The organism is Microcoleus sp. bin48.metabat.b7b8b9.023 (assembly GCF_013299185.1).
Classification (GTDB): domain Bacteria; phylum Cyanobacteriota; class Cyanobacteriia; order Cyanobacteriales; family Microcoleaceae; genus Microcoleus.
Genome location: NZ_JAAFKG010000078.1, coordinates 1 through 26,271 on the forward strand (window position 1 = coordinate 1; position 26,271 = coordinate 26,271).

Sequence of the window (26,271 nt, forward strand, 5' to 3'; positions counted from 1 at the left end):
GGTTTATCAAATATACATGGCTCGAAATAGATGCTTACTCTAGCTGGCAATCTCTTGTTTCATCTGTAGAAAAAATTCTTAAAGAGTTTGGAGATAATTATGTAATTAATTTTGCTTAACTACTTAACGGGCGGTGTCATCGCCCTTGGCGGCATTTTCTGCACGGGTACTCTCTGGTATTGGCAGATCGAAAAATGGACTCTGCTCGATGCCGCTTACATGACAGTATTTACGTTAGCAACTGTGGGCTACGGCGAAATTCATCCCCTCGGAAGACGCGGGCGAATGTTTACCATGTGCCTGATTTTGATGGGCGTAATTGGTATTGGTTTTATTGTCAACCGCTTTACAGAAGCGCTGATTCAAGGATATTTTCAAGAAGGAGCAAGAATTAGGCAACAGCGGCGTTTGGTGGATTCTTTGATCGAACATTACATTCTCTGCGGTTTTGGGCGCACGGGGCAACAAATTGCCTTGGAATTTCAGGCAGAAAATATTCCTTTTGTGGTGGTAGATTCGGCGCTACAGTCGGTTCAGGCAGCTTTGGGGCTGGGGTACACGGCGGTGCAGGGAGACGCAACACTTGATGAAATTTTGTTGAATGTGGGGATCGATCGCGCAATTTGCATAGTAGCAGCTTTGCCGTCGGATGCTGAGAATTTGTACACTGTGCTGTCAGCGAAAACTCTGAATCCGAAGGTACGGGCGATCGCCCGCGCCACCACAGAAGAAGCCGTAAAGAAGTTACAGCGGGGCGGCGCCGATGCCGTCGTATCCCCCTACATTACGGGCGGCAAACGGATGGCAGCGGCGGCTTTGCGCCCTCAGGTGATGGATTTTTTAGACGGTGTTTTGACGGGTACTGATAGTTCTTTTTATATGGAAGAATTTCTGGTAGATCCGAATAGTTGTGTCTACGTCGGAGAAACTTTGAGAAATGCCAAATTGCGATCGCAATCCGGGGCGTTAGTGTTAGCAATTCGACGGGCGGTTGGGACTTTGATTGTCGGGCCAACTGGAGAAACTGCGATCGAAGGAGGAGATATGCTAATTTGTTTGGGCACCGCCGAACAATTGCGCGCCCTCAATCAAATCCTCAGCCCCCTAAGTTTTCGCATCCCCCGTCCTCCGAAATAATACAATGTGAGGTTTGTCGTGAGGAATGCCAGTCCTCTTTTGGGGCCATTTTGGCGGGCGAAGGAGTTAACGCCAACGCTGGTTGGGAACTTGGCGGGGTTGGGAGGTGCGATCGCTCTTGGGAGAAGTTCTATTTGAATCTATTTTCCTCTGGGGAACAGGGTTGCGGGAGGCGAGTACGCGCTATGTGGTGAGAGCGGAAGACGATTGTATCGATAAAAAGATCTAGGTCAGAGTCCAAGTTTTCTTAATAATCTAGTAACTAGGTTCATTCTGAGTTACACTGAAATTAAAGTATAAATTTATAATGTAGTTTATACTGGTCAGTATAGTAGTACAGCGTGACAGTCAGCATGAACGCCAAACAATTACCATCTTATGACCAACCACCTGTTACTGAGGTGGTATGTAGTGTTCTGTTTAACTCTCTCGATGCTTTACTTAGTCCCCATATTGGCTTATTATGGCAGAGGTTTCAACCTGACTACCCGTTTTGCAACGACGTTGTCCCACTAGCACCAAAGGTGGAAGTTTTTAATAATCAAATTATTGAAACTCAATTGACACTGAGTGATATTCCTCCTTTACCAAGGGTATGGTTTATTAGTTCTGATGATACGAGGGTTATTCAAATTCAACGCGATCGTTTAATATATAACTGGAGAAAAGCCAGTTTAAATAGTGAGTATCCTAGATATGAAAGTGTTATTAAAGGGTTTCAAGATCATTTAAACAGCTTCAATTTATTTATAGAAGAGGCTGAATTGGGTCAAGTTCAGATTCATCAATATGAACTAAGTTATGTCAATCAAATTTCACAAGGAGAAGCATGGCAAACTCTGGAAGATATAGGTAAAATTTTCCCTGACTTTAAATGGCAAACAGGTCAATCTCGATTTCTTCCAAAACCTCAAGGCATTTATTGGAATACCACTTTTGACTTGCCAGAAGAATTTGGGAGATTACATATATCGATCAGGAATGCAGTTGTTGACAACCATCTAACTCTTTTATTTGAATTAACTGTGCGTGGAATTGGAAATTACAATTCTATGGATTCAATGGAAAGTTGGTTTGACAAGGCACATAAATGGATTGTACAGGCATTTACTGATTTAACCGATCAAAGAATTCAGACAAATATTTGGAAGCGGAGATAATGAAGCTATGACTATATCTTCATCGCAAAAACAAGGACGAGAAGAGCAAGCAATTTCCTCAACTACTTTACTGACTGATAGGCAACGAAAAAATCCGAACACTCCTGTCCGAATGTTTGCACCAACTCCTTCACTACAAAAGATATGGGCCGATCATAAAAATGCTGATGTTAGAAAAAATTATCCGCTTTATCGTCCCATGCAGGGAGACATCAGTTCAATAATTTATGCTGGCCAACTTAAGGATATTGATGAGGAGAAAGTCAGAGATTCCACCCATGAAATAGCCGTGTATAATTTGGCTCAATCTGTTCCACAAGAACGACGAGGTAGATTTTTATCACCTAGGATAACCGGTTCATCAAATAATTTGCCCTGCATTCATAAAAAGAGTGAGGCTACAAAGCATCAGCGACAACGATGCCAGGGGCTTCGATTATATCTTGATTCACTAAAAAATGAGGTAAGAGAGGCAAGAGATGCAAACTTTTCAGAAAGAGTTCTCAATCTATCCTGGTATGTGTGGAACGCACTCAAAAGTTTGTTTGAAGCCACAGGGCGATGCTTGGAAGTGCCAGATGCTTGTCCGGGTTCCAAAGATAATTTCATGTACACATGGTCAGAATCTGAACACTACTTAGAGTGCGAAATCTTTGCGACTGGTGAAATAGAATTTTTCTATCGTAATAGACAGACTGGAGAGGTTTGGGGAGAAGATACTACACTTGAACAGGGTTTTTCGGCTGATATCTTGGAAAAAGCTTCATTTTTTATTGAGTAAGTTGTTTAAAAAAAACTCGGCTGGAGCTGATTTAACCCCAGTCGCAGATGTTTACTCCGTCCTTCGACTTGCTCGACCACCTAAAGATTTTACAGAAAAGGGTAATATCTTAGCCATTCAATTGGAAGATGAATTTTCTCTTTCAACAAACGATAAAAACTCAGTTCCACCCCACCTAAGCGTTTGGGTTGACTCTCTTACAACACCTGAACAAGCTTATGGATTCCTTGGGTCAAACTCGCCTCGGAGATTAGTTCTTCGCCTTAAAGTTAATGAAATCTGTCAAATTCAAGCTAACTCTGGGGAATGCCTCTATCCTAACCTGTTAAATGTTATCTGGGTTTACCGGTTTCAGGAAATCGATGGCAAGCGTATTAGAGATTATTCCCCTGGTGCTGAAGGTCATTCTGGTATCACAGGGCTTGATGAGGAATCAGCCCCTAATGAATTAACTAACAGGCAAAAGAAGAATATTCGCAAGGATTTACGTGCCCAGTTAGCAGAACTTGCATCTAAGGATTTTTTTGAAATTAACGATTGATAGATATCTCCATAAAAGTGAAAGCTAATCACCATGCGATCGCACTTTATCCATTCACGCTCAACCCTCGCAAAGCGATCGTATTAATTTGTCAATACGTACAACAATCTGTCAAGGCAGACAAATAATTTGACACTCGACAAAACCCTAAGCCGATGGTGGGATTTGAACCCACGACCGATCGATTACGAATCGATTACTCTACCACTGAGCTACATCGGCAAGACGATTATGAATTATAGCACAAATTCAACAAAAAAGCAATGAGCTGTAGAATTTCATGAAAAACTCCACAACCCAAAACTCAGAACTTCTTAAACGGCAAGTTCTCCGTCTGTTGAGCCACCTCGGGCACCGGAATAAACCAATCCCCGCTGCATATCCAGCGTCAGCATCGTGCCGTCCCGAATTACCCGCATGGCATTCTCCACACCCACCATCACCGGCACGCCCAAACGCAAACCGATAATCGCCGCGTGAGAAGTCAAACTTTCCTCCTCCGTTACCACACCGGCTGCTTTGCGAATCATCTCCACAAACTCGGCGCTGGTGCGTTCTACTACTAAAATGTCTCCTGCGTGGAAATTGGCTACATCCGCAGCAGTACGAGCAACTCTGGCCATGCCGCTCACAGATCCCAAACCGACACCAGTACCTTTACCTAAAACGGCTGTGACTACCTCAATTTTGATCAAATCCGTCGAGCCGGCAACCCCTTGCTGAGTACCGGCAGTCATCACTACTAAATCTCCGTCGCACAGGAACTCTTTTTCTTGGGCGACATTAATGGCAGATTGAAATGTCTGGCCTGTTGAGGGCAAATCCAGCACCAGTAATGGTTTGACTCCCCAGACTAATTGCAGTTGTCGGGCTACGTCTACGTGGGGAGTAACGGCCAAAATCGGTGTTTTGGGTCGGAACTTCGAGACGTTGCGGGCTGTAGCGCCGGTTTTGGTCAGCGTCATGATGGCCGCTGCGTTTAACTGTTCGGAGATTTGGCTGACTGCTTGGCTGATGCCGTTGGTGATCGATCGACCAACATCTTCTACATTTCTAATATTGCCCCTAATTCCTTCCCTCTCGATGCGGACGGCAATTCTCGCCATCGTCGCCACCGCTTCGACGGCAAATTTGCCGACAGCGGTTTCATTGGAAAGCATTACCGCATCGGTTCCGTCGAGAATGGCGTTGGCTACGTCGGAAATCTCGGCGCGGGTAGGACGGGGATTGCTGACCATGCTGTCGAGCATCTGGGTAGCGGTAATCACCGGAATCCCCATGCGGTTGGAAGTCGCAATCAAGCGCTTTTGCAAAATCGGCACGTCTTCGGCGGGCAGTTCCACGCCCAAATCGCCCCGGGCGACCATCACGCCGTTGCAAAGGGCGAGAATTTGTTCCATTTGTTCGATCGCCTCGTGCTTTTCGATCTTAGCAATTACCGGTACTTGCTTGCCCGCACTGGCAATCAGTTCTTTAATTTCGAGCATATCCTGGGGATTCCGCACGAAGCTGAGGGCTACCCAATCGACGCCTTGGTCGAGGCCGAACATTAAATCTTTGCGGTCTTTATCCGTGAGCGCTTTAATTGACAGGTATACGCCCGGAAAATTGACGCCTTTGTTGTTGGAAAGCGGGCCGCCGACAACGACGCGACAGTACAATTCGCGGGAATTGCGGTCTACTTTTTCGACGCGCATTTCGACTTTCCCGTCGTCTAGTAGAATCACTGCGCCCTCTGGAACTTCGTCTGCTAGGGGTTCGTAGGTGACGGAGGAAATCAGCTCGGTTCCAGGTACCGGGCGGCTGGTTAAAATGAATGGATCGCCGTTTTTGACAACTATAGAGCCTGTTTCAAAGCGCCCCAAACGAATTTTTGGGCCTTGAAGGTCTTGGAGGATGGCGACCGGCTGGTTGAGTTCAAAGGACGTTTGTCTGATTAAGCGAATGCTGCGCTGGTGGTCATCTTCTGTTCCGTGGGAAAAGTTGAGCCGCAAAGTTGTGGCACCAGCTTCTATGAGGTTGCGGAGCACTTCTGGGTCGGATGTTGCTGGGCCAATGGTGGCTACAATTTTGGTTCGGCGTAGGGCTTTTGGCAGTTGCATGAATTGAGATGGGGTGGCTGGAGGATTTCTTCTTTAAATTTCGGCTAACTTTTCATCTTTCAGTACAAGCAATGACGCTAGTCTCAAGTCTTAAAAATTTTGATAGTCGTCAAAACAGCAGGCATTGACCAATATATAGAATATCTGACTTTTTACCGATCGGTAATCTTTTCTTGGCGATCGGCTTTTGTGAAATTATTTCCGCTCCCAGGCTTGACATAAATACAGATATACCCATTTATTAGAATTGGGCTGCTTTGCTATGCGGCTAATCGAGGATTGGGATCGTTTCACAGCAGCAATACTTGGCTTGTTGTGCAGAGGCTAGTGTCGGGCGATCGGACTCTGTTTTTTCACGAAACTTTACTATTGGCAGACTTGTATCTTATACTACGCAAGTGTGAAATATTAAGGAGTGTTAACAAAGATGTCGGAGGCAGGACGGCCGCTGACAGTGCCGAAAGAGTTTCTGAGTCCTCCGGGTGACTTCAATCCGACGCTGCTGTTGTTTTTGAGTGCATTAGCGACGATCGCGATTTCCTTTGTGGGTTACTGGTACGGAGACTGGCCGGATTGGTGTTGTTTTTCCCTGAACGTGCTGGCGTTGCACATGGCTGGAACCGTGATTCACGATGCGTCTCACTATGCGGCGCACCGCGATCGTACAATTAACGCTATTTTGGGACACGGTAGCGCGCTGATGTTGGGCTTTGCTTTCCCGGTATTTACGCGGGTACATATGCAGCATCACGCCCACGTTAATGACCCAGATAACGATCCAGACCATTACGTTTCTACTGGCGGGCCTCTGTGGTTAATTGCTGCGAGGTTTTTTTACCACGAGATTTTCTTCTTTAAGCGCAAACTGTGGCGGAAATACGAACTTTGGGAATGGTTTTTCAGCCGTTTGTTTGTGATCGGAGTGGTTTATATCTCAATTCAATACGACCATTTAGGTTATGTGCTGAACTTTTGGTTTTCTCCTGCTTTGGTAGTGGGATTAGCCTTGGGGTTATTTTTTGATTATTTGCCGCACCGTCCGTTTCACGAGCGCGATCGCTGGAAAAATGCCAGAGTATATCCTAGTCCAATTCTGAATATTTTAATTTTGGGACAGAACTATCATTTGATCCATCACTTGTGGCCTTCAATTCCTTGGTACAATTACAAGCCAGCCTACGAAGCTGTGAAGCCGCTGTTAGATGAAAAGGGTTCTCCTCAAAGTCTGGGAATATTGGAAGGTAAAAAGGACTTTTGGAGTTTTATATATGACATCTTTTTAGGGATTAGGCTGCATCACAAGAAAGCCACTGATTGACAAAAAATCCGGTTTCTTCGAGAAGCCGGTTTTTTTATGTTTTTTATCTAAGCCAATCCCCACCAGAAAAGGTAAGCTAAAATAAATATATCGGCTGGAGAAGCCTATTTCAAGTCAGCCGATCGCAACTGCCATGACCCAAATTACTCTCGACCGCCTCAAATTATTGACAAATTGCCAAAGCTTCTGCTTGATATTCTGTATCGTTTGCCATTTCTGAAAATTCGGCATATATCACTCGATCTGGCTTGAGACTTGCTAAATGTTGATGTTCGCTATTTTGATCGATTACCTCAGCACCGTAGGCAATACAAGCCAGAATATCATCTCGCTCTATACTTGGATACTGCTGAATAATTGATTCGATAGTTGCTCCGCTAGCTAGGCAATCTAAAATCAGGGAAACCCTGATGCGATGTCCCCGTATACTGGGCTTGCCAAAACATATATTCGGATCGGTCGAAATCCGAGATAATAGATTTGTTCTGTTCATAAAACATTCTCCTCTACTCCTCTACTAAGGAGGGCACAAAAGATTTGCCTCTTCTAATATCGTTTCCGGTTGGATCGGAATGATTTAACCGCAGAGAACACAGAGAACACAGAGAAAGGGAAGAGAGAGATATATACAGGACGATGTTAACGGATTTGATATAACTCAGTTAAAAATAAACCCACCAGCCATGGTGGGTTTACTCTTGAATGAATCAAAAAGTGATTTTATTATTTTTCCGCAGCAACCGCAACGGCTAAATTCCAATCGGGCCGCAAATTTTGAGCTCCGCGCAAATAAGGATGATAAATTTCGCGGTGTGCGGGCCAATTGACGTGAATTAAAAAGCGGATGCAGCGTTCTAAAGCACCCTTCACGTGCATTTGCTGCACGTCCAACAAAGGTACATTACACCACCGGGAGCGTTCGCGGGCGATCGCAGCCGGAAAGATAGCATCCAAATCGCGGGTAACAGAAAACGTAACACTAATTATTAATTCCGGATCTAAATTATTTCTTGTTTCTAATTCATCTAACAGTTCTCTCACCGCTTCTCGAATTGCTTCTACCGAATTATCGCTGGCAGTTGTTGCCCCGCGAATCGCCCGCACTTGCCAATCCACGCAAATATTCTCCATTTTTTATCAGTTGTCAGTTGCTAGTTGTCAGTTGCTAGTTGTCAGTTGTTAGTTGTTAGTTGCAATTACCAATTACTAATTACCACTGCCAAGTGACTACTGCCAACTGCCAACTGACTATTTAATCACGGGCGATACAGCCACAACGGTAAACCGCTAGTAGACAGCTCGAATTCCAGCAAATTCTTGTAAGCCGAAAGCCCGGATGTATCCAGACTACTCCCCAAGACGCGATTTAGGAAAGGTTTTTGTTTTTCTAGAGTGCAGCATTCGGTTTTTTCGGGATCGAGGCCTGCGAGTTCGGCAGTCCAGCGGCGAGCGTCCTCTTCGGTTCCGAGTCGATCGACCAAACCCAATTCTAAGGCTTGCTGGCCGGTAAAAACGCGACCGTCGGCAAAAGTTTTGACGTTTTCAACGGGGAGTTTCCGGGCTTCGGCGACGGTTTCGACGAATTGCTGGTAGCTGCTGTCGATCAAGTCTTGCAGAATTTGCTGTTCGGGCTCGGTCAATTGTCGATCGAATGCCAAGATATCTTTATAAGGCCCGGATTTAATCACTTGAAAAGAAACGCCGACTTTTTCTAGCAGCCCTTCTAGATTGTTACCCCGGATAATCACGCCGATGCTGCCGGTAATTGTACCGGGATTGGCAACGATATGTTGAGATCCCATGCCGATGTAAACTCCGCCAGAAGCTGAAATATTGCCAAAACTAGCGACTATTTTGATTTTTTCGCCCAAACGCTTGAGGGCGCTGTAAATTTCTTGGGAATCGCCGACTGTGCCGCCGGGGCTGTCTATCCGCAGCAGCAAGGCGGGAAATTTGCGCTCTTCAACGGTTTTGAGCGCTTCTAGAACTCGTTTGCGGGTTTCTGAGGCGATCGCTCCGGTAACTTCGATACGGGCGATTTGTTTGCGGTAGCGGGGCTTGAATGGCCAAATCATGGGCAGTTTTACGAACTTGTGTAGCTAACTTATAGTGTGCCTTATCTGAAGAAAGAAGGAAGAAGGAAGAGACTCAAGAAACCGGGTTTTTTGCAGAGATTCAGGGTTTGAGGCAAATATCTGGGTGAAAAACCCGGTTTCTGGCAGCGCGATGAGACTCAAGAAACCGGGTTTTTTGCAGAGATTCAGGGTTTGAGGCAAATATCTGGGTGAAAAACCCGGTTTCTGGCAACGCGCGCGCGATCGCACTTAACCCACCTTCGATATATAATTGTAAAAATTGCTTAACAAATCTACATCATTCCCGAGAGCGCCACTCTCATCAATTATTTGGAGCCTCCGCCATGCAGCTAAAACTTACCGATTCTAAACTGCCCTTTGCCCCGCTGTTGCTCATTGCGCCGTTTTTCCTGTGGGGAACCGCGATGGTAGCGATGAAAGGGGTGATGCCGCACACGACGCCGCTGTTTGTGGCCTTCGTGCGTTTAGTACCTGCGGGCGTGTTGGTGTTGCTGGCGGCGGCATTGATGGGAAAACAGCAGCCGCAGGGTTGGAAAGCTTGGCTGTGGATTTCGCTGTTTGCATTAGTTGACGGCACTTTGTTTCAAGGCTTTTTAGCCGAAGGTTTGGCGAGAACCGGTGCGGGTTTGGGTTCAGTGATGATTGATTCTCAACCGCTAGCCGTGGCGATTTTGTGTTTGTGGCTGTTTCAAGAAAAAATAGGTTTTTGGGGCTGGTTGGGCTTAGTAATTGGCGTTATCGGCATCAGTTTGATTGGGTTGCCGGATGGCTTTATTTTGGGGCTGTTTCATCCTGAAAATGTGCAGGTTTCTGCGGGTATCGGAAGTGTGTTTCAGGGCGGGGAATGGTTGATGCTGTTGGCGGCGTTGTCGATGGCTGTGGGTACGGTTTTGGTGCGCTGGGTTTGCCGTTATGTCGATCCGGTGGTGGCGACGGGCTGGCACATGATTTTAGGTGGTTTGCCGTTGTTGGCGATTTCGGAGGCTACTGAGTCGGGGCAGTTTGTGAATATCGATTTGTCGGGTTGGATGGCTTTAGGTTATTCTACAGTGTTCGGAAGTGCGATCGCCTACGGTTTATTCTTTTACTTTGCTTCAAGCGGCAGTTTGACGAGTTTAAGTTCTCTAACGTTTCTGACTCCGATTTTTGCTTTGCTGTTCGGGAATTTGTTGTTGGGCGAAGTATTGAATCCGCTGCAATCGATGGGAGTCGGGCTGACTTTGGTGAGTATTTATTTAATCAATCAGCGGGATACTTTGGCCCAGAAATTGGGAAAAGGCCGGAATGGTGCAGCAAATTCTGAGGAGGAAGTGCAGTTATTAGAGTCGTCGGACTTAAATACAGTTGAATTTCCCGTGCAAGTTCGGGCTACAGAATTGGAGTCGGAAGTTTAGGGAGTTGGGTAGGGAAAAGGCACTGTCGTATCCTGTATTTTATACGATTGAGTATTCCTATGGGGAGAATTAGTTAACTTTTAAATCATTTTCTATTATACGATATGAAAATCTGGATAGTTACCAGTCATCCTCTTCAACAATTTGAATGTTTCTACTCTCAATCTCTTCTATAAAATTTTTTAGACTGGGATTGTCTTGATAATGCTGCATCAAAAATTTATGATTGGCATATTGTTTGACAATCTCTCGATAATATTCAGGATTTTTAGCATTCTTGTCAATTGTAAACCTGTGTTTCTTGGAAAGCCGATCATTTAACGTCTTGAGACAGTTTTTGATTTTTGCTTTCTTCTTATCTGTATAATACATTGGGAGCAACCAACACTCAATAGAATGTACAGAGATTGCAAACAGGATTTTCTGTTGATTCGTGTTGTAAAAATCCTCACCAATCGCATCTCTGAATTTCTCAATAACTTTTTCAATCAACTGCTGAGGAGTCAACTCATCACCATTGTCATCTCGACTGGGAATATTATAATTAGAATTTTCTGAATCCACCAAGACATCAGTATCTATTTGAATAATGATATAGTCAAAAAAACGAAATGATTCTTGAAACTTTTTTGAATGACAATAATCAAACACTAGAGTCCAACCGCCGGATTGGGACTTATTCTGATTGTCTTTATTTCTTTTTGGCTGAAGAGGTTCTACCTCTATATTTGGACTATTAAAAAATCAAGCTAAAATCTTCTCAATTACAATTTGGTCAGTAAGTCCCTCTGTAATTAATCCAAAAATAATCATATTAAAAATTCTTAGGAAGTCCGCCGATATAGCCTCTCAAAAATGCCTCTGATAAATCTACAGGTTCTTGTCCATCCAAAGGTTCGGGGTTGAGAATACGTCTAGCTTTAGTATAACCTAATTGGTTGCGGGAAATCACAAACAGCCGCTGTTCGTCATCATCTAAATCCAAACCATCCAAAACTGCTGGGTTGTGAGTTGTCAAGATGACTTGTTTATCGTTCTTTTTTGCTAGTTCGACTAATTCTTCGATTAATCGGCGGCATAATCTGGGGTTAAGAGAAGCGTCAATGTTATCAATTGCAAAAAATTTAGGTGTGAGTTCGCTGATGAACAAGGCAAAGTAAAAAAGTAAAAACAAAAAGCCTTCATTAGAACTTCTTTGGTCAAAGTAATTTAAATCTGTATCTAAGTACCTATCTGTGATTTGGAGAGAAGTTTGCATCGCTGATAGATTTTGAGGAATTTCAAAATCTTTAAACCAATCTATCAATCGCAGCTTTTCTTTAATTTGATTGAGTTGATCTGGGTGATCTGCATTCAAGACATTTATAAGTTTAAACAGACCTTCACCATTAATACCTAACGGTTGAATTTGCCCTTCTTTTTCAAAAGTTCGTAATGCTTGATTTTCTGGAGAGTAGATAGTGATTGTTTTTAGTAAATAAAAAAAAGGTTTTAATTTTTCTGATTTTAGTTGTAATATTCCAACTACTAGGCTTTTTAATATTTCATTTTCTTGATTTAGCGATAAATCTTCTAGGGGTTTAATTACTGACAATATTGCTGTATTATCATCCAATGACAATATTATTTTAAATATATTAAATATGTCTTTTTCTTGTTTAACTTGCTCTTTCAAAGATGCTATAGAATTGGCAAACTTTTTATTGACCCATCGAGAATATGGAGAGTTATCATTATCTAAGATACAACTAAAATCTTCTCCATCATTTCCTTTGATATCTATTTTAATCTCTTTATCCAAATTGTCAATTTCAAAAGCCGATCGCATAAATCGAGGTTCTGTCACCCGAATCCCCCGTGCAGCAAGAAACTCATTATCCAGTTTATCACTAGCAGCCGCCGAAGCCAGGGCGATCGCCTCCAAGATATTGCTCTTGCCGCAGCCATTTTCGCCAATCAGTACGGTGACTCGTCCCAACTCCAGTTTGAGCTTTTGAATAGACTTGTAATTTTGGATTCTAACTTCTTTTAGCATGATATATGTGTATACTTGTGTTTGTTTAATATCACTTAATTTTACTGTCGATCGCCCTCAAGCGTCAATTCACTGCGAAACCAGTCCCATTGCTAAAATCCCCAAAATTTTATTCACATCTTTGAGGTAATATTCAGTCAAATCGATACTAATTATACTTCCATCTAACTTCATGAATTTCCAAATACTGCCAGTAGTCACTACCCCATAAATTGTTGAAACTTCATTGCCTGCACGTTCGTTAAATATCCGGGCTGCTAACATTTCGGCTACGCATTGGCCCAAGCCCGCAGTAATATTTTCTTTTTTTGCTTCCACTAAGGTAATGATGGGAGCGCTGACAAATAGTATTTCCGGTGAATCGCTAATAATAAAGTCGCAAATTCCATTTAATCCTCTGGCGCTATCCACGTCGAACTCTATTCCAGAAAACAAGTTGATACGTTCTCTTGACAATCTTCTGAGGTCGATTAAAATTGGGGAGATAATCATTTCCGATCGCGCTTTTTCGCTGTTGCTAGCAACGGCCAAAGGTACATTATAGCGGAGAATTTCGGTCAACATGGCGCTGCATTCTAATTCAGGTATGTCTCCGAATAAATCGACTCTTGCTGAAGTTGTCAACTCAAAGGTTCGCGTGACTCTTTCTAAGGTGAAATCGCTGTAGGGCATTTTGCTTGTCTTCCTCAAATTTTCCAAATAAAAGAGAATATAATCTTAATGTAGTCTTTGTATCTCCGATCGCAAATGGATCTAAAAGAACGCCTGCACGGCCACCTAATTCAAATTGTACGCGATCGCAATCCTTACTTGGCATCCGCAGGGTACTTCTATGTTCAGCAATACATTCGCGAACAGTTGGGACAGTGGGGTACTGTAGAAACCGACGATTTTGCGGTGCGCGGGCGAATTTATTACAATTTTATCTTGGATTTACCCCCCTCCGAAAAGGTAAGTCAGCAGGGGTTGTCGCCGATTATTATAGGTGCTCATTACGATACTGTGCCCGGTACGGATGGGGCTGATGATAATGCTACGGGTGTTGCTGTTTTGCTGGAACTCGCAAGGGCGATCGCACTTCAACCGCTAAAATATCCAGTACAGTTGGTTGCGTTCGATATGGAAGAATCTGGTTGTTGGGGAAGCAGGCATCATGCAGCTAAATATAAGCAACGGCAACAGTCAATTCGGTTGATGATTTCTTTGGAAATGTTGGGTTATTGCGATCGCACTCCGAACTCCCAAAGCTATCCGGCGGGACTAAAATATTTTTATCCGAATATTGGCAATTTTATTGCTTTAATTGGGAACTTGCGGACTGTTCGCGATATGATTACTTTGAGCAGAAACATCCGCAAAGTCGGTCAAGATTGCGAGTGGTTGCCGGTGCCGAATCGAGGTTTGATTGTGCCGGATACTCGCCGCAGCGATCATGCTCCTTTTTGGGATAATGGTTATCCGGCGATTATGGTGACGGATACGGCTAATATGCGGAATCCGCACTATCATCAACCGAGTGATAAGATTGAGACTTTGGATTTGGATTTTTTGACGGGTGTTTGTGGGGGCTTGATTGAGGCTATTCGATATTTATAGTAGTTGACAGTTGACTCATATTTTGTACCATTTTAAATTAGCTGTAGGGGCGGGTTCACCAACAGCATTAAATGATACAGACAGGTTAAATAAACCCGCCCCCACCCACCCAAAATCCCCGCCGGTTGACATTGGTGCAAAAACTGGTTTTCAACGAACCGCGAAGACGCTAAGGGCGCGAAGGAAGAAAGAAGAAGGAGAGAGAGAAAAATATCGAATTTTTATGAGTCTGAAGTTATGATTTTTATGAATTGACTTTTAGATGATTTGGTTGAATAATTTTAATTTATTCAAATAACAAGATTTAGGAAAAAGATATGAATACTGTTTTTCCCGATCGCACTTCGTGGCAATTTTGGATCGATCGCGGTGGTACTTTTACCGATATAGTAGCCCAAAAGCCTGACGGTAAGCTAGTTATTCACAAGCTGCTGTCGGAAAATCCCGATCGCTACACTGACGCAGCAGTGCAAGGAATTCGCGATATTTTGGGGATTGGGGCGGGGGAATCGATACCGGCGGCCCAGATTGCAGCGATTAAAATGGGTACGACGGTGGCGACAAATGCTTTACTGGAACGTAAGGGCGATCGCACTATTCTGTTAATTACTAAAGGTTTCGGCGATGCGCTGAGAATTGGCTATCAAAATCGCCCAAATATTTTTGCCCGAAATGTTGTGCTGCCCGAAATGTTGTACGATCGCGTTATTGAGGTTGCAGAACGTTACAGCGCCCGAGGTAAAGAGTTAATTGCTGTCAATCCTGAGTTTATCCCGGCTTTGCAGCAAGCCTACGATGACGGAATTCGCAGTTGTGCGATCGTCTTTATGCACGGCTACCGCTATTCGGAACACGAAAAACAAGTTGCTCAAATAGCCAGAGAAATTGGTTTTACTCAAATATCAGTATCTCACGAAGTCAGCCCTTTAATGAAATTAGTTTCGCGGGGAGATACTGCGGTTGTAGATGCTTATTTATCTCCCATTCTCAGACGATATGTTGACCAAATTACTAGAGAATTAAACCCCGACAAATCTACCAATTCCCAATGCCCAATTCCCAATGCCCAATTCCCTCAATTAATGTTTATGCAGTCAAACGGCGGCTTAGTTGATGCCGCCCAATTTCAAGGAAAAAACAGTATTTTATCCGGCCCGGCTGGGGGAATTGTCGGTGCAGTTCAAACGAGTAAAAAGGCTGGTTTCGACAAAATCATCACCTTTGATATGGGCGGAACTTCGACAGATGTTGCCCATTTTAACGGCGAATACGAACGCGAATTTGAGACGGAAATTGCTGGGGTAAGATTGCGATCGCCCGTGATGGCAATTCACACTGTAGCAGCCGGTGGCGGTTCGATCGTATTTTTTGACGGCGCACGCTACCGCGTCGGGCCGGAGTCTGCGGGCGCAAACCCAGGCCCTGCTTGCTATCGGAAGGGCGGCCCTTTGACGGTGACTGATTGTAATGTGATGTTGGGCAAAATTCAACCTGATTTTTTCCCGAAAGTGTTTGGATTGACGGGAGATTTGCCGATCGCGCCTGAGGTAGTTAAGCAAAAATTTGTGCAGTTAGCGGGGGAAATTGGGGGCGAGAGGACACCGGAACAGGTGGCGGAGGGGTTTTTGGCGATCGCGGTGGAAAAGATGGCTAATGCGGTCAAAAAAATCTCGCTTCAGCGCGGTTACGATGTTTCCGAGTATACGTTGTGCTGTTTCGGTGGTGCGGGCGGCCAACACGCTTGTGCGATCGCCGATAGTTTGGGGATGAAACGGGTGTTTATTCATCCCTACGCGGGGGTATTATCCGCCTACGGTATGGGTTTGGCTGATGTGCGGGCTATGCGCGAAAGGGCGATCGAGCAATTATTAAGTGCTGAATTAATTGCTGATTTGCACGATCTTTTAGCGCAATTGGAGGCGGAGGGAAAGGGGGAATTGAACCGCAGAGGCGCAGAGGGCGCAGAGGAAGAGAAAGAGGTTTTAATTATTAGGAAGCTGCATCTTAAATATGAGGGCAGCGATTCGGTTTTGATGGTGAATTTTGCTGGGAGTGTTGAGGAGATGCAGGCTTATTTTGAAGCAGCACACCGACAGCGCTACAGTTTTATTATGCCGGAAAAATCGCTAATTGTAGAAGCGGTTTCAGTGGAAGTTGTAGAGACAATGAATGTACTGGATAATTATACAACTTCCCCATCTTGTGACACGGGCATCTTGCCTGTCCCCCCAATTTCCACGGTGCAAATGTATGTTGCTGGTGAATGGCGGGAAACGCCTGTTTATCAGAGAGACGATTTGCGATCGGGCGATTGCATTACGGGCCCGGCGATGATTGTCGAAGCAACTGGAACTAATATCATAGAACCGGGTTGGGAAGGCGAAATTACAGCAAACAATGACTTAATTTTGAACCGCAGATCCGCGCCGATGAATACAGTTAACACCCATCCATCTGCGGTTAAATCAGATCCAGTTTTGCTAGAAATTTTTAATAACTTGTTTCGGGCGATCGCCGAACAAATGGGCGTCACCTTACAAAATACAAGTTCTTCTGTTAATATTAAAGAACGCCTCGACTTTTCCTGTGCAATCTTCGATGCAAACGGGCAATTAGTTGCCAACGCGCCGCACATTCCCGTGCATCTCGGTTCCATGAGCGAAAGTGTTGCAGCTTTAATCTTAGCACGAACTCATGAAATTAAGCCTGGGGATGTTTATGTTTCTAACAATCCCTACAATGGCGGCACGCACTTACCAGATATCACCGTAATTACTCCAGTATTTGATAAGTCTTCCTCGCTTCCTTTATTTTATGTTGCGTCGCGGGGACACCACGCCGACATCGGCGGCATCACTCCCGGTTCCATGCCTCCCAACAGTATAATTGTAACTGAAGAAGGCGTATTATTTGACAATTTTCAGTTAGTGTGCGAAGGCAAATTTCGAGAACAAGAATTACTACAACTTCTGACAGCCGGGGATTTTCCGGTTCGCAATGTCGCACAAAATATCGCAGATTTGCAAGCCCAAATTGCCGCCAACAATCGCGGTTTAGCAGAACTTGTCAAGATGGTAGAACATTACGGCTTGGAAACAGTACAAGCTTATATGGGTTTTGTGCAAGACAATGCTGAAGAATCTGTGCGCCGAGTCATTGAGGTTTTGAGTGATGGCGAATTTACTTATCCGATGGATAGCGGCGGAGAAATCAAGGTAGCTATTACAATTAATAAGTCGGCGCGCAGTGCAAAAATCGATTTCACTGGCACTTCTTCCCAACAATTCAACAATTTTAATGCTCCCGCTGCGGTGTGTAAAGCGGCTGTGTTGTATGTTTTCCGCACTTTGGTAGATGACGATATCCCTCTGAATGCTGGTTGTTTGAAGCCTCTGGAAATCATCAATCCCGCTGGCTGTATGCTGAATCCGCGCTATCCGGCGGCGGTTGTGGCGGGAAATGTGGAAACGTCGCAGAATATTACGGATGCTTTGTATTGTGCGCTAGGTGCGATCGCATCTTCTCAGGGCACCATGAATAATTTCACATTTGGAAATAACCGCTATCAATATTATGAAACAATCTGCGGCGGTTCCGGTGCTGGTGCAAATTTCGACGGCACAGATGCGGTGCAAACTCACATGACTAATTCGCGTTTAACCGATCCAGAGGTGTTGGAATGGCGGTTTCCGGTGTTGTTAGAAAGTTTTGCAATCCGGGCTAATAGCGGGGGAAATGGAAATCATCGCGGCGGAAATGGAACAGTGCGGCGGATGCGGTTTCTGGAAGCGATGACGGCGGGAATTCTCTCCGGGAGGCGGGTGATTTCTCCCTGCGGTTTGCATGGAGGTGAAGCCGGGAAAGTTGGGCGGAATTATGTTGAAAGATTTGATGGAAATGTTGAGGAATTGGGAAGTACCGCGAGTGTGGAAATGCGATCGGGGGATGTGTTTGTCATTGAAACTCCAGGGGGCGGAGGTTATGGTTTTCCTAGCTATCGCGGTTAATAGCCTTCATCGGATCGAGGGTGATAACTCCCGCGAACGGTATACAAAAAGTGCGATATCTTAATATTATTCAGCTTCTATCCAACCCTTAATTGTTTCAATAGGAACGCTGACTAGCGGATGATTGAAGATTGCTTTCAATGCTTCAATGCCACCTGCTTTTAAAGCACTTCGCAACCGCTGTTTAAGAGTGGGATTTTCCTTTATTTCATGCTGAATAGCTACAGCTACAGCGGATTCAGTCATGGTTGGATTAGTCTGAGCTATTTGATTCAACAATTGCTGAATTTCTGCTGCTGCATCAACTAAATTCTGAGGTGGATTATTGATGAAGTCACCTTCAACATTCCCCGCAGCACCTGTGACGGGGGCGTTAAAGTTCATTTGTACTTTGCGCTCTGACATAGTGTTAATGGCTTGATTTAGTACATTAAAAATTATAGCATTTCTGTAAATCTCTCCAAGGGCGGCAACAGCACTAGCCCGAACACTTGGATCGCTATCTTCCAATGCAGCTTGATATAGAGTAGCGATCGCATCTTTGCTGTCAGCACCCATTTTAGCCAAAGCTTCAGCAGCGTTAATGCGAACGAGAGAAGACGGATCGTTTTGCAAAATATGACATATCAACTCAATTGTCCTGGTTTTTGACTCGGTGAACTCATTTTGTTCGCTCACTGTAGAATTCTCCCAAGGACAATACAGCTTTAGCACGAACAGCAGGATCTTGACTTTCCAAATCTTGCAGTAAGGGAACTATCTCTTTTGGAAATTCCTGGTTTAGCCAGTCGAATTGACGATCGGTAATTTTGTTGGTGCTGCTGTTGTTCCCTTTAGAATTGAGGTGCAGGAGTAAATGTTTGTTCTTTGCATCGGCTACTAACTCGAAGTTAGCGATTAATCCTTGACTCTTTATTATTTGTACGAGGTGGATAGTTGCCTCTGTTGCTGGAACTACGACGGTTAAATTCCCTGCTAGGTTAGCTTCCCGAATGCAGGCGATTGTCTGGGCGATCGCATCTTCAGAATTTGCGCTTGTCTTGTATGTTGTGCTTGGCGGATTGAGATGTTCGTCTAATGATGTAGAGCCACCAAAATTTCCCCAGGTTATTGATTGATTTTCGATATATCTTGCAAATGAGATATTTCGATCGTTAATATCTATGACATAGTTTTCTGTTTCATTGTCACTCTCGATGAATTTGGATAATTCTGCAATTACTTCTTTGAGACCCTTTATATCATTTGTAGTAAAGACAGCTTTTTCACCAGAATTCATAGATACTTCCAGTCCATATTTTTTTAGCCAAATATTTGGCATTGCGTATAATGCTGCGACCATCAATAAAAATCCCAGACCTTTTATATCTGTAAAAGCCAAAACCAAGCCGATAAAAAACAAAACAAATATCCCGGTAGTTACTAAGGGATTTATGATATCAACTCCAGTTATTTTAAATCCACTAACGTTACAAAATTGATATACGACATCTCCAAATTTGACTATTTTCTTGGTAATATATATGGTCGTCAACTTAGAATATATCGTTCTAGAGCTAACTGGAGTATTCGCTTTGCCTCGCACTGCATTACTTATCAGCATACTTTTTACCTTCAAAGTAACTTACTAAATATTAATTAATAGTGCTAATTTCACACGATGAACTAACAAAGAAGTTGATAAATTATTAATCTGTATGTAAGCTCTCCTATTATATCACAAATCTAATCTGTTGTTATTTATGCACTAGATTGATGTTTATCCCATGCTTCCGGCATCTCGTCCCAAATTTTCTCATGCAGAAGTCTCCCAGCAGCTTTAGGTGTTCTACCTCCCCATTGCTTGAAGAAAAATGCAACTTCAGCATCCTCGCACTGCTGCTTAATATTCTCAACCCACTCTGGTTGCATGGGACGGTGTTTTACCCCAGACTCTCCCCCAACAATTACCCAGTGAATGTCTTGTAAATCTAGTTCTAAATTACCTAAAAGCGGTTCGCATGATAAAAATCTGACTTTGGCTGGTACTTGTCGCAAACAGTCAATTCTCTTAACATAGTTTTGATTTTCAACAGAAACTCCCATCCAAATATTATCATGCCACTCTAGTCGATCTGCTATTTCTCGCAGGCGTTCGTGTCTTTTGGTCAGGATTTGATATATATGCCAGGGAGTTTCACGCATTACATCAAAAACTTCTTTGAGAAAATCTATTGGCACTTCTTCATGAAATAAATCGCTCATCGAGTTCACGAAAATACGGCTAGGCTTTTTCCAGCGTTTTGGTTCTTCCAAACGATTCCTATGGAGTGTTAAATCAAAGCCGTTAGGAAAATTAGTGTGAAACCTTTTTGTTAATGCTTCTGCATAACAATGGGTGCAGCCGGGACTGACTTTGTCGCAGCCAGTTGTTGGATTCCATGTGCGATCGCACCACTCGATACCAGTATTAATGCTAGACATACAAACACTCGATCCTTGAAATAACTAATTATATTTTTAGGTGCGCTGGATACATAGAATTTATATGTATCAATTTAGATTGATTCACCATCACCTACAACTCCATTATATAATTAAAATTGACTTAAGTATCAACACATTTTCAGCAGTTGCATTAAATGTAGATCGTAGTGTAGAATCGGGCTGCAACAGCATTGATACCTAAAACCTTATACAGAACAATTGTGCAAGCACCAGTTTTTTCCGAACTCAACCACCCTGTGGTCACATCCCTGTTCCATCACAGCGATCAGGAATTATTGACCCTGTTTCAAAACCATCCCGATCAGGGTCGCTTCTTCACGGCGATTTTTTGCCGCTACGGTCAAATTGTACACTCCCTGATCCGCCATTCCGTGCGATCGCCCGTACAAGGCGATTACCTGTTCGCCCACACCTGGCAGCATATCTATCACGAGCTCCGAGGCCTCGATTTGCGCCGCGAAACCCAAGATCCTGATAGCGACAATCTCAGTCTCCAAAATTGGCTGATTAATGTCACCGCTGTTTGCATCAATCAAGCCGAATTACCGCCAGTTGAGTCGATTCACTACTCTTTGCAATCCGCTTCGCCTCCCCTGTGGTGTTACGTCAGACAAGCCTTAGAATTGTTGGCGCCACTCCCCCGTTTAGTTGTGTTGATGGCCCAGACTTTCCGCTGGAGCGAAACTAGAATAGCAGCTTATTTGCAAGCTGAAGGTGAAGCTATTTCGCCCGCTCAAGTTAAGGCTTTGCTGCAAAAAGGATATCAAACTTTAGAGTCAAATTTGCCGCAGGATATTCGCGCTATTTATCTGGATGAAAATCTAGATTATCAAGAAGCACTTGTCTAGCAGCCGATAATTCCGCTAATATCAATTATTCTTCAGTCCCCCTCTGCTGCGGACTTTGTTTGACAAGAAGAGGTTTCAATCGCCGATATCAAGAAGCTAACATCAATTATTCTTTAGTCCGCGGAGGCGGACTTCGTTTGTGTAGACGCGGTTTCAACCGCCGAGTCTCGATTGTATTTGACAAAAATCGGTTTCAACCGCACTAATAGTCGGAAATAATATCAGAGGAAAAAATGGCAGTTTATCAAGTTCGGCTGGTGAATGAGGAGCGATCGCTCGATCGCACGATCGCAGTACCGGACGACCAGTATATCCTAGATATGGCAGAAGATGCCGGCATCCGCTTGCCGAATGGATGCAAGCAAGGAGAGTGTTCTGCTTGCGTTGCCAAACTGCTTAGCGGTGAAATCGACCAAAGCGAACAAAAGTTTTTGAAGCCCTCAGAATTGCAAGCTGGCTATGCTGTTACCTGTGTCGCTTACCCGCTTTCTGACTGCACTTTGTTAACTCATCAAGAAAAAGTTTTATATGAAGCAGCTCTCTATTTTAAGTAATGCCAGATGCGTATTATATATTGCCAGAGTCTCGCTAGCGATTCCACAAAGCTGACAAATAAAATTGGTTTGTAGTGAGGAATGTGAGTCCGCAATAAGAAGGACTGAAGTCCTCACTACAAACCTTTGAGGAAACGAGTTAATGTAAGGTGCGCCACAAGCACCCTACTCACTACTTAAAAATCAACTACGGCTTGCCATTAAATTTCAACAATTCCACAATCCGCTTCAGCGGAATTTCCGCCCAATCCAAGCGGTAATTGAGTTCGTAGGCTAGCTCAGCAACCCCTTTTTCCAAAATGTAAGCATCCAGCAAAACTTGTAGTTCCGGTATCGATTTTGGCAAGAAACTGGCATCGGCTGCTGTTACCAAATAGCTGTTAAGAAAAGTGAGGCTGACCCAGCGGTGCCAAACATTCGCCCACTGCTGCATCTCCGGAAGATTTTCAGGGCGGATCATACCGCTTTCAACTTCATTTCGCAGTGCCAAAGTAACAGCATAATTGAAAGATTGTAGCATTCCCGCCACATCTCGCAGGGGCGATCTTTTCATCCGCCGCTCGCTTAACGGTCGATTCCGTTCTCCTCCGAAATCAATAATTACGAAGTCTTTACCTGTATAAAGAACTTGTCCGAAATGGAAGTCCCCGTGACAGCGAATTCGATCCGCCGTGATTCTCAAGTTCAAAATAGACTTGAAACGTTCCATCAGCAACTCTTCCCGGTTTAGGAGATTTTGTGCTAGTTTATGCGCTTCTGGCGGCAGTTTTGACAGCCGCTTTTTCAGCAGCAGCAAAGTTCTTCCTGCCATATTTCTCATGTGTTGGTAGATCGAACGCTGGTAAAATGAGGTGAAGTTTTCTGGAGCAAAAGCGGGATTTTCGGTGTCTGAAGCTAAAGCGAGGTGAAGTTCCGCTGTCCGCTGACCTAAAAGTTCGGCTGATGCTAAGTAAGAGCCGATTAGTTCGCGAGCTAAGGCGGGAATTTCTAGAGATAAATCCACTACTAGCGAGTTTGACTGTCGCATTTGTCCGGTCAAAGCGCTGGGTAAATAGTTTTCGGGGGCTGTAGATAAATTATCGCCTAAATGCTTGGCTTCTACTGTCATTACTTGCTCGAAATAGTCGCGCAGCGTGTCTAATGTATAAGACCAAGCGTCCCTGCTGTCGGGGATTAGTTTTTGCAGTATTCCGACTGTAATTACTTGTTTTTCGGCTGTGTGATATTCCAAGGCTCCAGCAATTGGAGCGTAGTGTTGGATTGGGTTGCGATCGGTTAAAAAGCGTCCGATTTCTAATTCGGGGTTAATTCCTTCTTCGACTTTTCGCAATATTTTTAGGACGTAGCGATCGCCGTAACCTACGGATGTATTGCTTTGTTCTTTTTTGAACAGGTGAGGTTCGAGCTGCGATAAATCTTGGTCTGAGTTGAATATATTATCGGCAATTCCCAGTAGTTGACCTGCTGTACCTTTGTAAGTGCGAGAATTGCCGATCGCCCCCAGCAGCGCGCTCAGCAGGCCTTTGTCCCCAGCAGCATCAAATAGCACCCCGGCTTCGTTGCTTTCAGGGAAGTGCAGGCGTGCGATCGCGCGATCGTCCGCATCGCCTTTCATTTCTTCCCAACCTACGGGCAAAACGTAAGTTTCCGGCATACCTTCTGTATAATTCAACAGCAAAAACAGAATGTAAACTGTAGATTCTTCCCCCGCACTATTCTGACATTCTATAGGAACAATTTCACTAATTTCCAACGATTGAATCGTTCTATCTGCCCCAATGAACCACCGATTGCTGCGTAAATAGTTTGGTAAAAGAGAGAGTAGCATCTCGCTTAATTGACTTGTTACAAAAGCGGTTTTCCAATTGCCGATTACCGCCAAACTAGGCAAGTTTGTCTTAAAACCGTGCAGCGAAAATTCTTCGGGTTTAGGAGTAAGAGTAAACCAGTAAAATGTGTGAGGACTCAAACTCAAAAAGTAAGGTGATTCGCCAACAGGTGGAAACTCAGCGCGCCCGAAAATCTCCACCGGCACAGCACCTTTAAACGGAGAAAGGTCTAATTCTGCCGTCTGCACGAAGCGCGACAAATTAGCGACTACGAGGATGTGTTCGTCTTGATAAGTGCGAACAAAAGCTAAAACTTTGCGGTTTTCTGGGTACAGAAACTCGCAAGTGCCGCGGCCGAATGCTTGGAAGCGCTGGCGCACAGCAATCAAGCGTTTCATCCACCACCAGAGTGAACTGGGATTCGCCCGCTGCGCTTCCACGTTAACAGATTCGTAGTGATATTCAGGGTCAACAATTGGCGGGGCGTACAGCCGCTGCGGGTTAGCGCGGCTGAAACCGGCATTGCGATCGCTACTCCACTGCATCGGAGTTCTCACCCCGTTGCGATCGCCCAAATAGATATTATCACCCATCCCAATCTCATCGCCGTAGTAAAGCACCGGCGTACCAGGAAGAGACAGCAGCAAAGCATTCATCAACTCAATGCGGCGGCGGTTATTTCCCATCAGCGGAGCCAAGCGGCGGCGGATACCCAAATTAATTCTCGCCTGAGTATCTTGAGCGTAAACCCGATACATATAATCTCGGTCTTCATCGCTCACCATTTCCAGCGTCAATTCATCATGATTCCGCAAAAACAATGCCCACTGACAATTATTAGGAATCTGCGGAGTTTGCTGGAGAATATCGCTAATTGGGAAGCTATCTTCCATGTGCAAAGCCATAAATAAACGCGGCATCAGCGGGAAATGAAAGTTCATGTGACATTCATCGCCACCCGAGTAATATTCAACCGCATCCTCCGGCCACTGATTCGCCTCAGCAAGCAGCATCCGGTTCGGGAATTTCTCATCTACGTGCTGCCGCAAATGCTTGAGAAATACGTGAGTTTCTGGCAGGTTTTCGCAGTTAGTACCTTCCCGCTCGTACAGATAAGGCACGGCATCCATTCGCAGTCCATCTACTCCCAGTTCCAACCAAAAATCTACCACATCTAAGATGGCTTGGCGGACGGCGGGATTGTCGTAATTTAAATCTGGTTGGTGAGAATAAAAACGGTGCCAGTAATAAGCTTTTGCTACCGCATCCCAAGCCCAATTAGAAGTTTCAAAATCTTGGAAAATAATCCGAGCATCTTGATATTTTTCCGGTGTATCGCTCCACACATAAAAATCTCTTTCATTACTGCCTTTCGGGGCGCGCCGCGCTCGCTGAAACCATGCGTGCTGGTCGGAAGTGTGGTTGACAATTAACTCAATAATAACTCGAATTCCGCGCTGGTGCGCTGCTTCTAAAAGCTCTTTAAAGTCGTCTAACGTGCCGTAAATCGGGTTGACGGTCGTATAGTGAGATGTATCGTAGCCGTCGTCTCGGAGCGGCGAGGGAAAAAATGGCAGTACCCAAATTGCTGTTACTCCCAAGTTTTGCAGGTAATCCAGTTTTTCTGTGAGTCCCCGAAAGTCGCCGATGCCGTCGGCATTGCTGTCTGCAAAAGCGCGAATTGGTACTTCGTAAATGATGGCGTCTTTGAACCACAAGGGATCGTTATTTAACATTGAGTTTGGCATAATTTTTATGGGAGAATGGTAATTTGGATTTTGTAATTTGGATTTTGTAATTTGGATTTGTTAGTGAAAAATCCAAACTGATAAATCATAACGCATAATTCTATCGCGATTCGTCATGCCAGTGGTAGAGTTTTAATCGTAATTTATGAACGCAAAACTTATAAGATCTTAACTAAATAAAATCAACAATCTTATTTGTTATTGCGGATACAGTTCACAATTCGGATCTCGATCGCCGTATTACAGACCCGTGCTTGGCGGTGCACGCCCTACATACTTATATATAAATCCTTTCCCCGTGTCCTCTCTCCCCCTCGAACCCTCTCCGGCGGCCGTCGGAGCGACGGTTTTTACTACCTACCGGACGGTTGGCACGACAATACACTGCCTTGACGCTGTTTGTAAATCTTTGTTACATTTATTTACATAAAGCAACAAAAGTTTAAGGAAATAGCAAAAATGACTATTGTAATCGCTCTTTTGGTCGTCGGTTGGGTCGCAGCATCTTTAACGCTCTTTCATCACTTTAGCCATAGTATAATATTCCTGAAGCCGTCAAATAGTTAAAATGTATGGTAGTACCCCGCGAACCAGTCCCTACAGTCAGTTTTGTAGACGAATACTGTCAAGCCTATCAA

21 protein-coding genes and 1 tRNA gene are annotated in these 26,271 nt (G+C 44.3%); 10 read left to right on the top strand and 12 right to left on the bottom strand.

Annotated elements, in window-relative coordinates; all coding sequences use genetic code 11:
• Window positions 1–111: 111 nt before the first annotated feature.
• From QZW82_RS29355 to QZW82_RS29370, 4 genes are all read left to right on the top strand, one after another.
• Window positions 112–1,137 (top strand): TrkA family potassium uptake protein, encoded by a 1,026-nt coding sequence (locus QZW82_RS29355; protein WP_293156979.1) that lies wholly within the window; start codon window positions 112–114, stop codon window positions 1,135–1,137.
• Between the two features lie 353 nt (window positions 1,138–1,490).
• Window positions 1,491–2,297, top strand: a complete 807-nt coding sequence (locus tag QZW82_RS29360; protein ID WP_293156981.1) for a TIGR04255 family protein — start codon at window positions 1,491–1,493, stop codon at window positions 2,295–2,297.
• Window positions 2,298–2,304: 7 nt separating this feature from the next.
• The gene (locus QZW82_RS29365; protein ID WP_293156983.1) at window positions 2,305–3,078 is read left to right on the top strand and encodes a hypothetical protein; all 774 of its coding nucleotides are present in this window, start codon (window positions 2,305–2,307) and stop codon (window positions 3,076–3,078) included.
• Window positions 3,071–3,619, top strand: a complete 549-nt coding sequence (locus tag QZW82_RS29370; protein ID WP_293156985.1) for a hypothetical protein — start codon at window positions 3,071–3,073, stop codon at window positions 3,617–3,619. The genes QZW82_RS29365 and QZW82_RS29370 overlap by 8 nt, the downstream gene beginning before the upstream one ends.
• A gap of 150 nt (window positions 3,620–3,769) precedes the next feature.
• Here QZW82_RS29370 and QZW82_RS29375 read toward each other — a convergent pair.
• Window positions 3,770–3,841, bottom strand: a tRNA-Thr gene (locus QZW82_RS29375).
• Window positions 3,842–3,933: 92 nt separating this feature from the next.
• On the bottom strand, window positions 3,934–5,721 hold the full coding sequence (gene pyk, locus QZW82_RS29380; RefSeq protein WP_293156987.1) for a pyruvate kinase: 1,788 nt from the start codon (window positions 5,719–5,721) through the stop codon (window positions 3,934–3,936).
• Between the two features lie 427 nt (window positions 5,722–6,148).
• Here pyk and crtR point away from each other — a divergent pair, with 427 nt between their 5' ends.
• Window positions 6,149–7,039, top strand: coding sequence for a beta-carotene hydroxylase (gene crtR, locus QZW82_RS29385; protein ID WP_293157016.1), 891 nt, complete (start codon window positions 6,149–6,151; stop codon window positions 7,037–7,039).
• A 163-nt stretch (window positions 7,040–7,202) separates the two neighbouring features.
• Here the strand turns inward: crtR and QZW82_RS29390 are convergent, their stop codons facing one another.
• The 3 genes from QZW82_RS29390 to sppA form a co-directional block, all read right to left on the bottom strand.
• Window positions 7,203–7,532 carry a DUF433 domain-containing protein gene (locus tag QZW82_RS29390; RefSeq protein ID WP_293135685.1) on the bottom strand — a complete coding sequence of 110 codons (330 nt, stop codon included), beginning with the start codon at window positions 7,530–7,532 and terminating at the stop codon, window positions 7,203–7,205.
• Between the two features lie 230 nt (window positions 7,533–7,762).
• Window positions 7,763–8,170, bottom strand: a complete 408-nt coding sequence (gene aroH, locus QZW82_RS29395) for a chorismate mutase (RefSeq protein ID WP_293135682.1) — start codon at window positions 8,168–8,170, stop codon at window positions 7,763–7,765.
• A 125-nt stretch (window positions 8,171–8,295) separates the two neighbouring features.
• Complete coding sequence (gene sppA / locus QZW82_RS29400; RefSeq protein ID WP_293156989.1) at window positions 8,296–9,114, bottom strand: signal peptide peptidase SppA; 819 nt, start codon at window positions 9,112–9,114, stop codon at window positions 8,296–8,298.
• Between the two features lie 344 nt (window positions 9,115–9,458).
• On the opposite strand from sppA, the gene QZW82_RS29405 reads away from it, so the two are divergent.
• A complete protein-coding gene (locus tag QZW82_RS29405; RefSeq protein ID WP_293156991.1) occupies window positions 9,459–10,529 on the top strand; it encodes a DMT family transporter in 1,071 nt (356 codons plus the stop codon).
• 120 nt (window positions 10,530–10,649) lie between these two features.
• Here QZW82_RS29405 and QZW82_RS29410 read toward each other — a convergent pair whose 3' ends face one another.
• The 3 genes from QZW82_RS29410 to QZW82_RS29420 all read right to left on the bottom strand — a co-directional run bounded on the left by QZW82_RS29410 (window position 10,650) and on the right by QZW82_RS29420 (window position 13,236).
• Entirely contained in the window at window positions 10,650–11,180 is a 531-nt protein-coding gene (locus tag QZW82_RS29410; protein ID WP_293156993.1) for a phage tail protein, read from the bottom strand.
• Window positions 11,181–11,343: 163 nt separating this feature from the next.
• Window positions 11,344–12,564 (bottom strand): AAA family ATPase, encoded by a 1,221-nt coding sequence (locus QZW82_RS29415; protein WP_293156995.1) that lies wholly within the window; start codon window positions 12,562–12,564, stop codon window positions 11,344–11,346.
• A gap of 69 nt (window positions 12,565–12,633) precedes the next feature.
• Window positions 12,634–13,236, bottom strand: coding sequence for a hypothetical protein (locus tag QZW82_RS29420; RefSeq protein ID WP_293156997.1), 603 nt, complete (start codon window positions 13,234–13,236; stop codon window positions 12,634–12,636).
• A 75-nt stretch (window positions 13,237–13,311) separates the two neighbouring features.
• Here QZW82_RS29420 and QZW82_RS29425 point away from each other — a divergent pair, with 75 nt between their 5' ends.
• Both QZW82_RS29425 and QZW82_RS29430 read left to right on the top strand, forming a co-directional pair.
• Window positions 13,312–14,160, top strand: a complete 849-nt coding sequence (locus QZW82_RS29425) for a M20/M25/M40 family metallo-hydrolase (RefSeq protein ID WP_293156999.1) — start codon at window positions 13,312–13,314, stop codon at window positions 14,158–14,160.
• A gap of 317 nt (window positions 14,161–14,477) precedes the next feature.
• Window positions 14,478–18,167 carry a hydantoinase B/oxoprolinase family protein gene (locus tag QZW82_RS29430; RefSeq protein WP_293157001.1) on the top strand — a complete coding sequence of 1,230 codons (3,690 nt, stop codon included), beginning with the start codon at window positions 14,478–14,480 and terminating at the stop codon, window positions 18,165–18,167.
• 66 nt (window positions 18,168–18,233) lie between these two features.
• Here QZW82_RS29430 and QZW82_RS29435 read toward each other — a convergent pair whose 3' ends face one another.
• The 3 genes from QZW82_RS29435 to QZW82_RS29445 all read right to left on the bottom strand — a co-directional run bounded on the left by QZW82_RS29435 (window position 18,234) and on the right by QZW82_RS29445 (window position 20,630).
• A complete protein-coding gene (locus QZW82_RS29435) occupies window positions 18,234–18,845 on the bottom strand; it encodes a HEAT repeat domain-containing protein (RefSeq protein ID WP_293157003.1) in 612 nt (203 codons plus the stop codon).
• Complete coding sequence (gene rpsH / locus QZW82_RS29440) at window positions 18,829–19,770, bottom strand: 30S ribosomal protein S8 (RefSeq protein WP_293157005.1); 942 nt, start codon at window positions 19,768–19,770, stop codon at window positions 18,829–18,831. The genes QZW82_RS29435 and rpsH overlap by 17 nt, the downstream gene beginning before the upstream one ends.
• A gap of 137 nt (window positions 19,771–19,907) precedes the next feature.
• A complete protein-coding gene (locus QZW82_RS29445; RefSeq protein ID WP_293157007.1) occupies window positions 19,908–20,630 on the bottom strand; it encodes a DUF5131 family protein in 723 nt (240 codons plus the stop codon).
• A 224-nt stretch (window positions 20,631–20,854) separates the two neighbouring features.
• On the opposite strand from QZW82_RS29445, the gene QZW82_RS29450 reads away from it, so the two are divergent.
• The gene (locus QZW82_RS29450) at window positions 20,855–21,502 is read left to right on the top strand and encodes a sigma-70 family RNA polymerase sigma factor (RefSeq protein WP_293157009.1); all 648 of its coding nucleotides are present in this window, start codon (window positions 20,855–20,857) and stop codon (window positions 21,500–21,502) included.
• Window positions 21,503–21,735: 233 nt separating this feature from the next.
• A complete protein-coding gene (locus tag QZW82_RS29455; protein ID WP_293157012.1) occupies window positions 21,736–22,056 on the top strand; it encodes a 2Fe-2S iron-sulfur cluster-binding protein in 321 nt (106 codons plus the stop codon).
• Window positions 22,057–22,243: 187 nt separating this feature from the next.
• On the opposite strand, the gene treS is transcribed toward QZW82_RS29455, so the two are convergent.
• Window positions 22,244–25,621, bottom strand: coding sequence for a maltose alpha-D-glucosyltransferase (gene treS, locus QZW82_RS29460; RefSeq protein ID WP_366665109.1), 3,378 nt, complete (start codon window positions 25,619–25,621; stop codon window positions 22,244–22,246).
• Window positions 25,622–26,271: the final 650 nt, after the last annotated feature.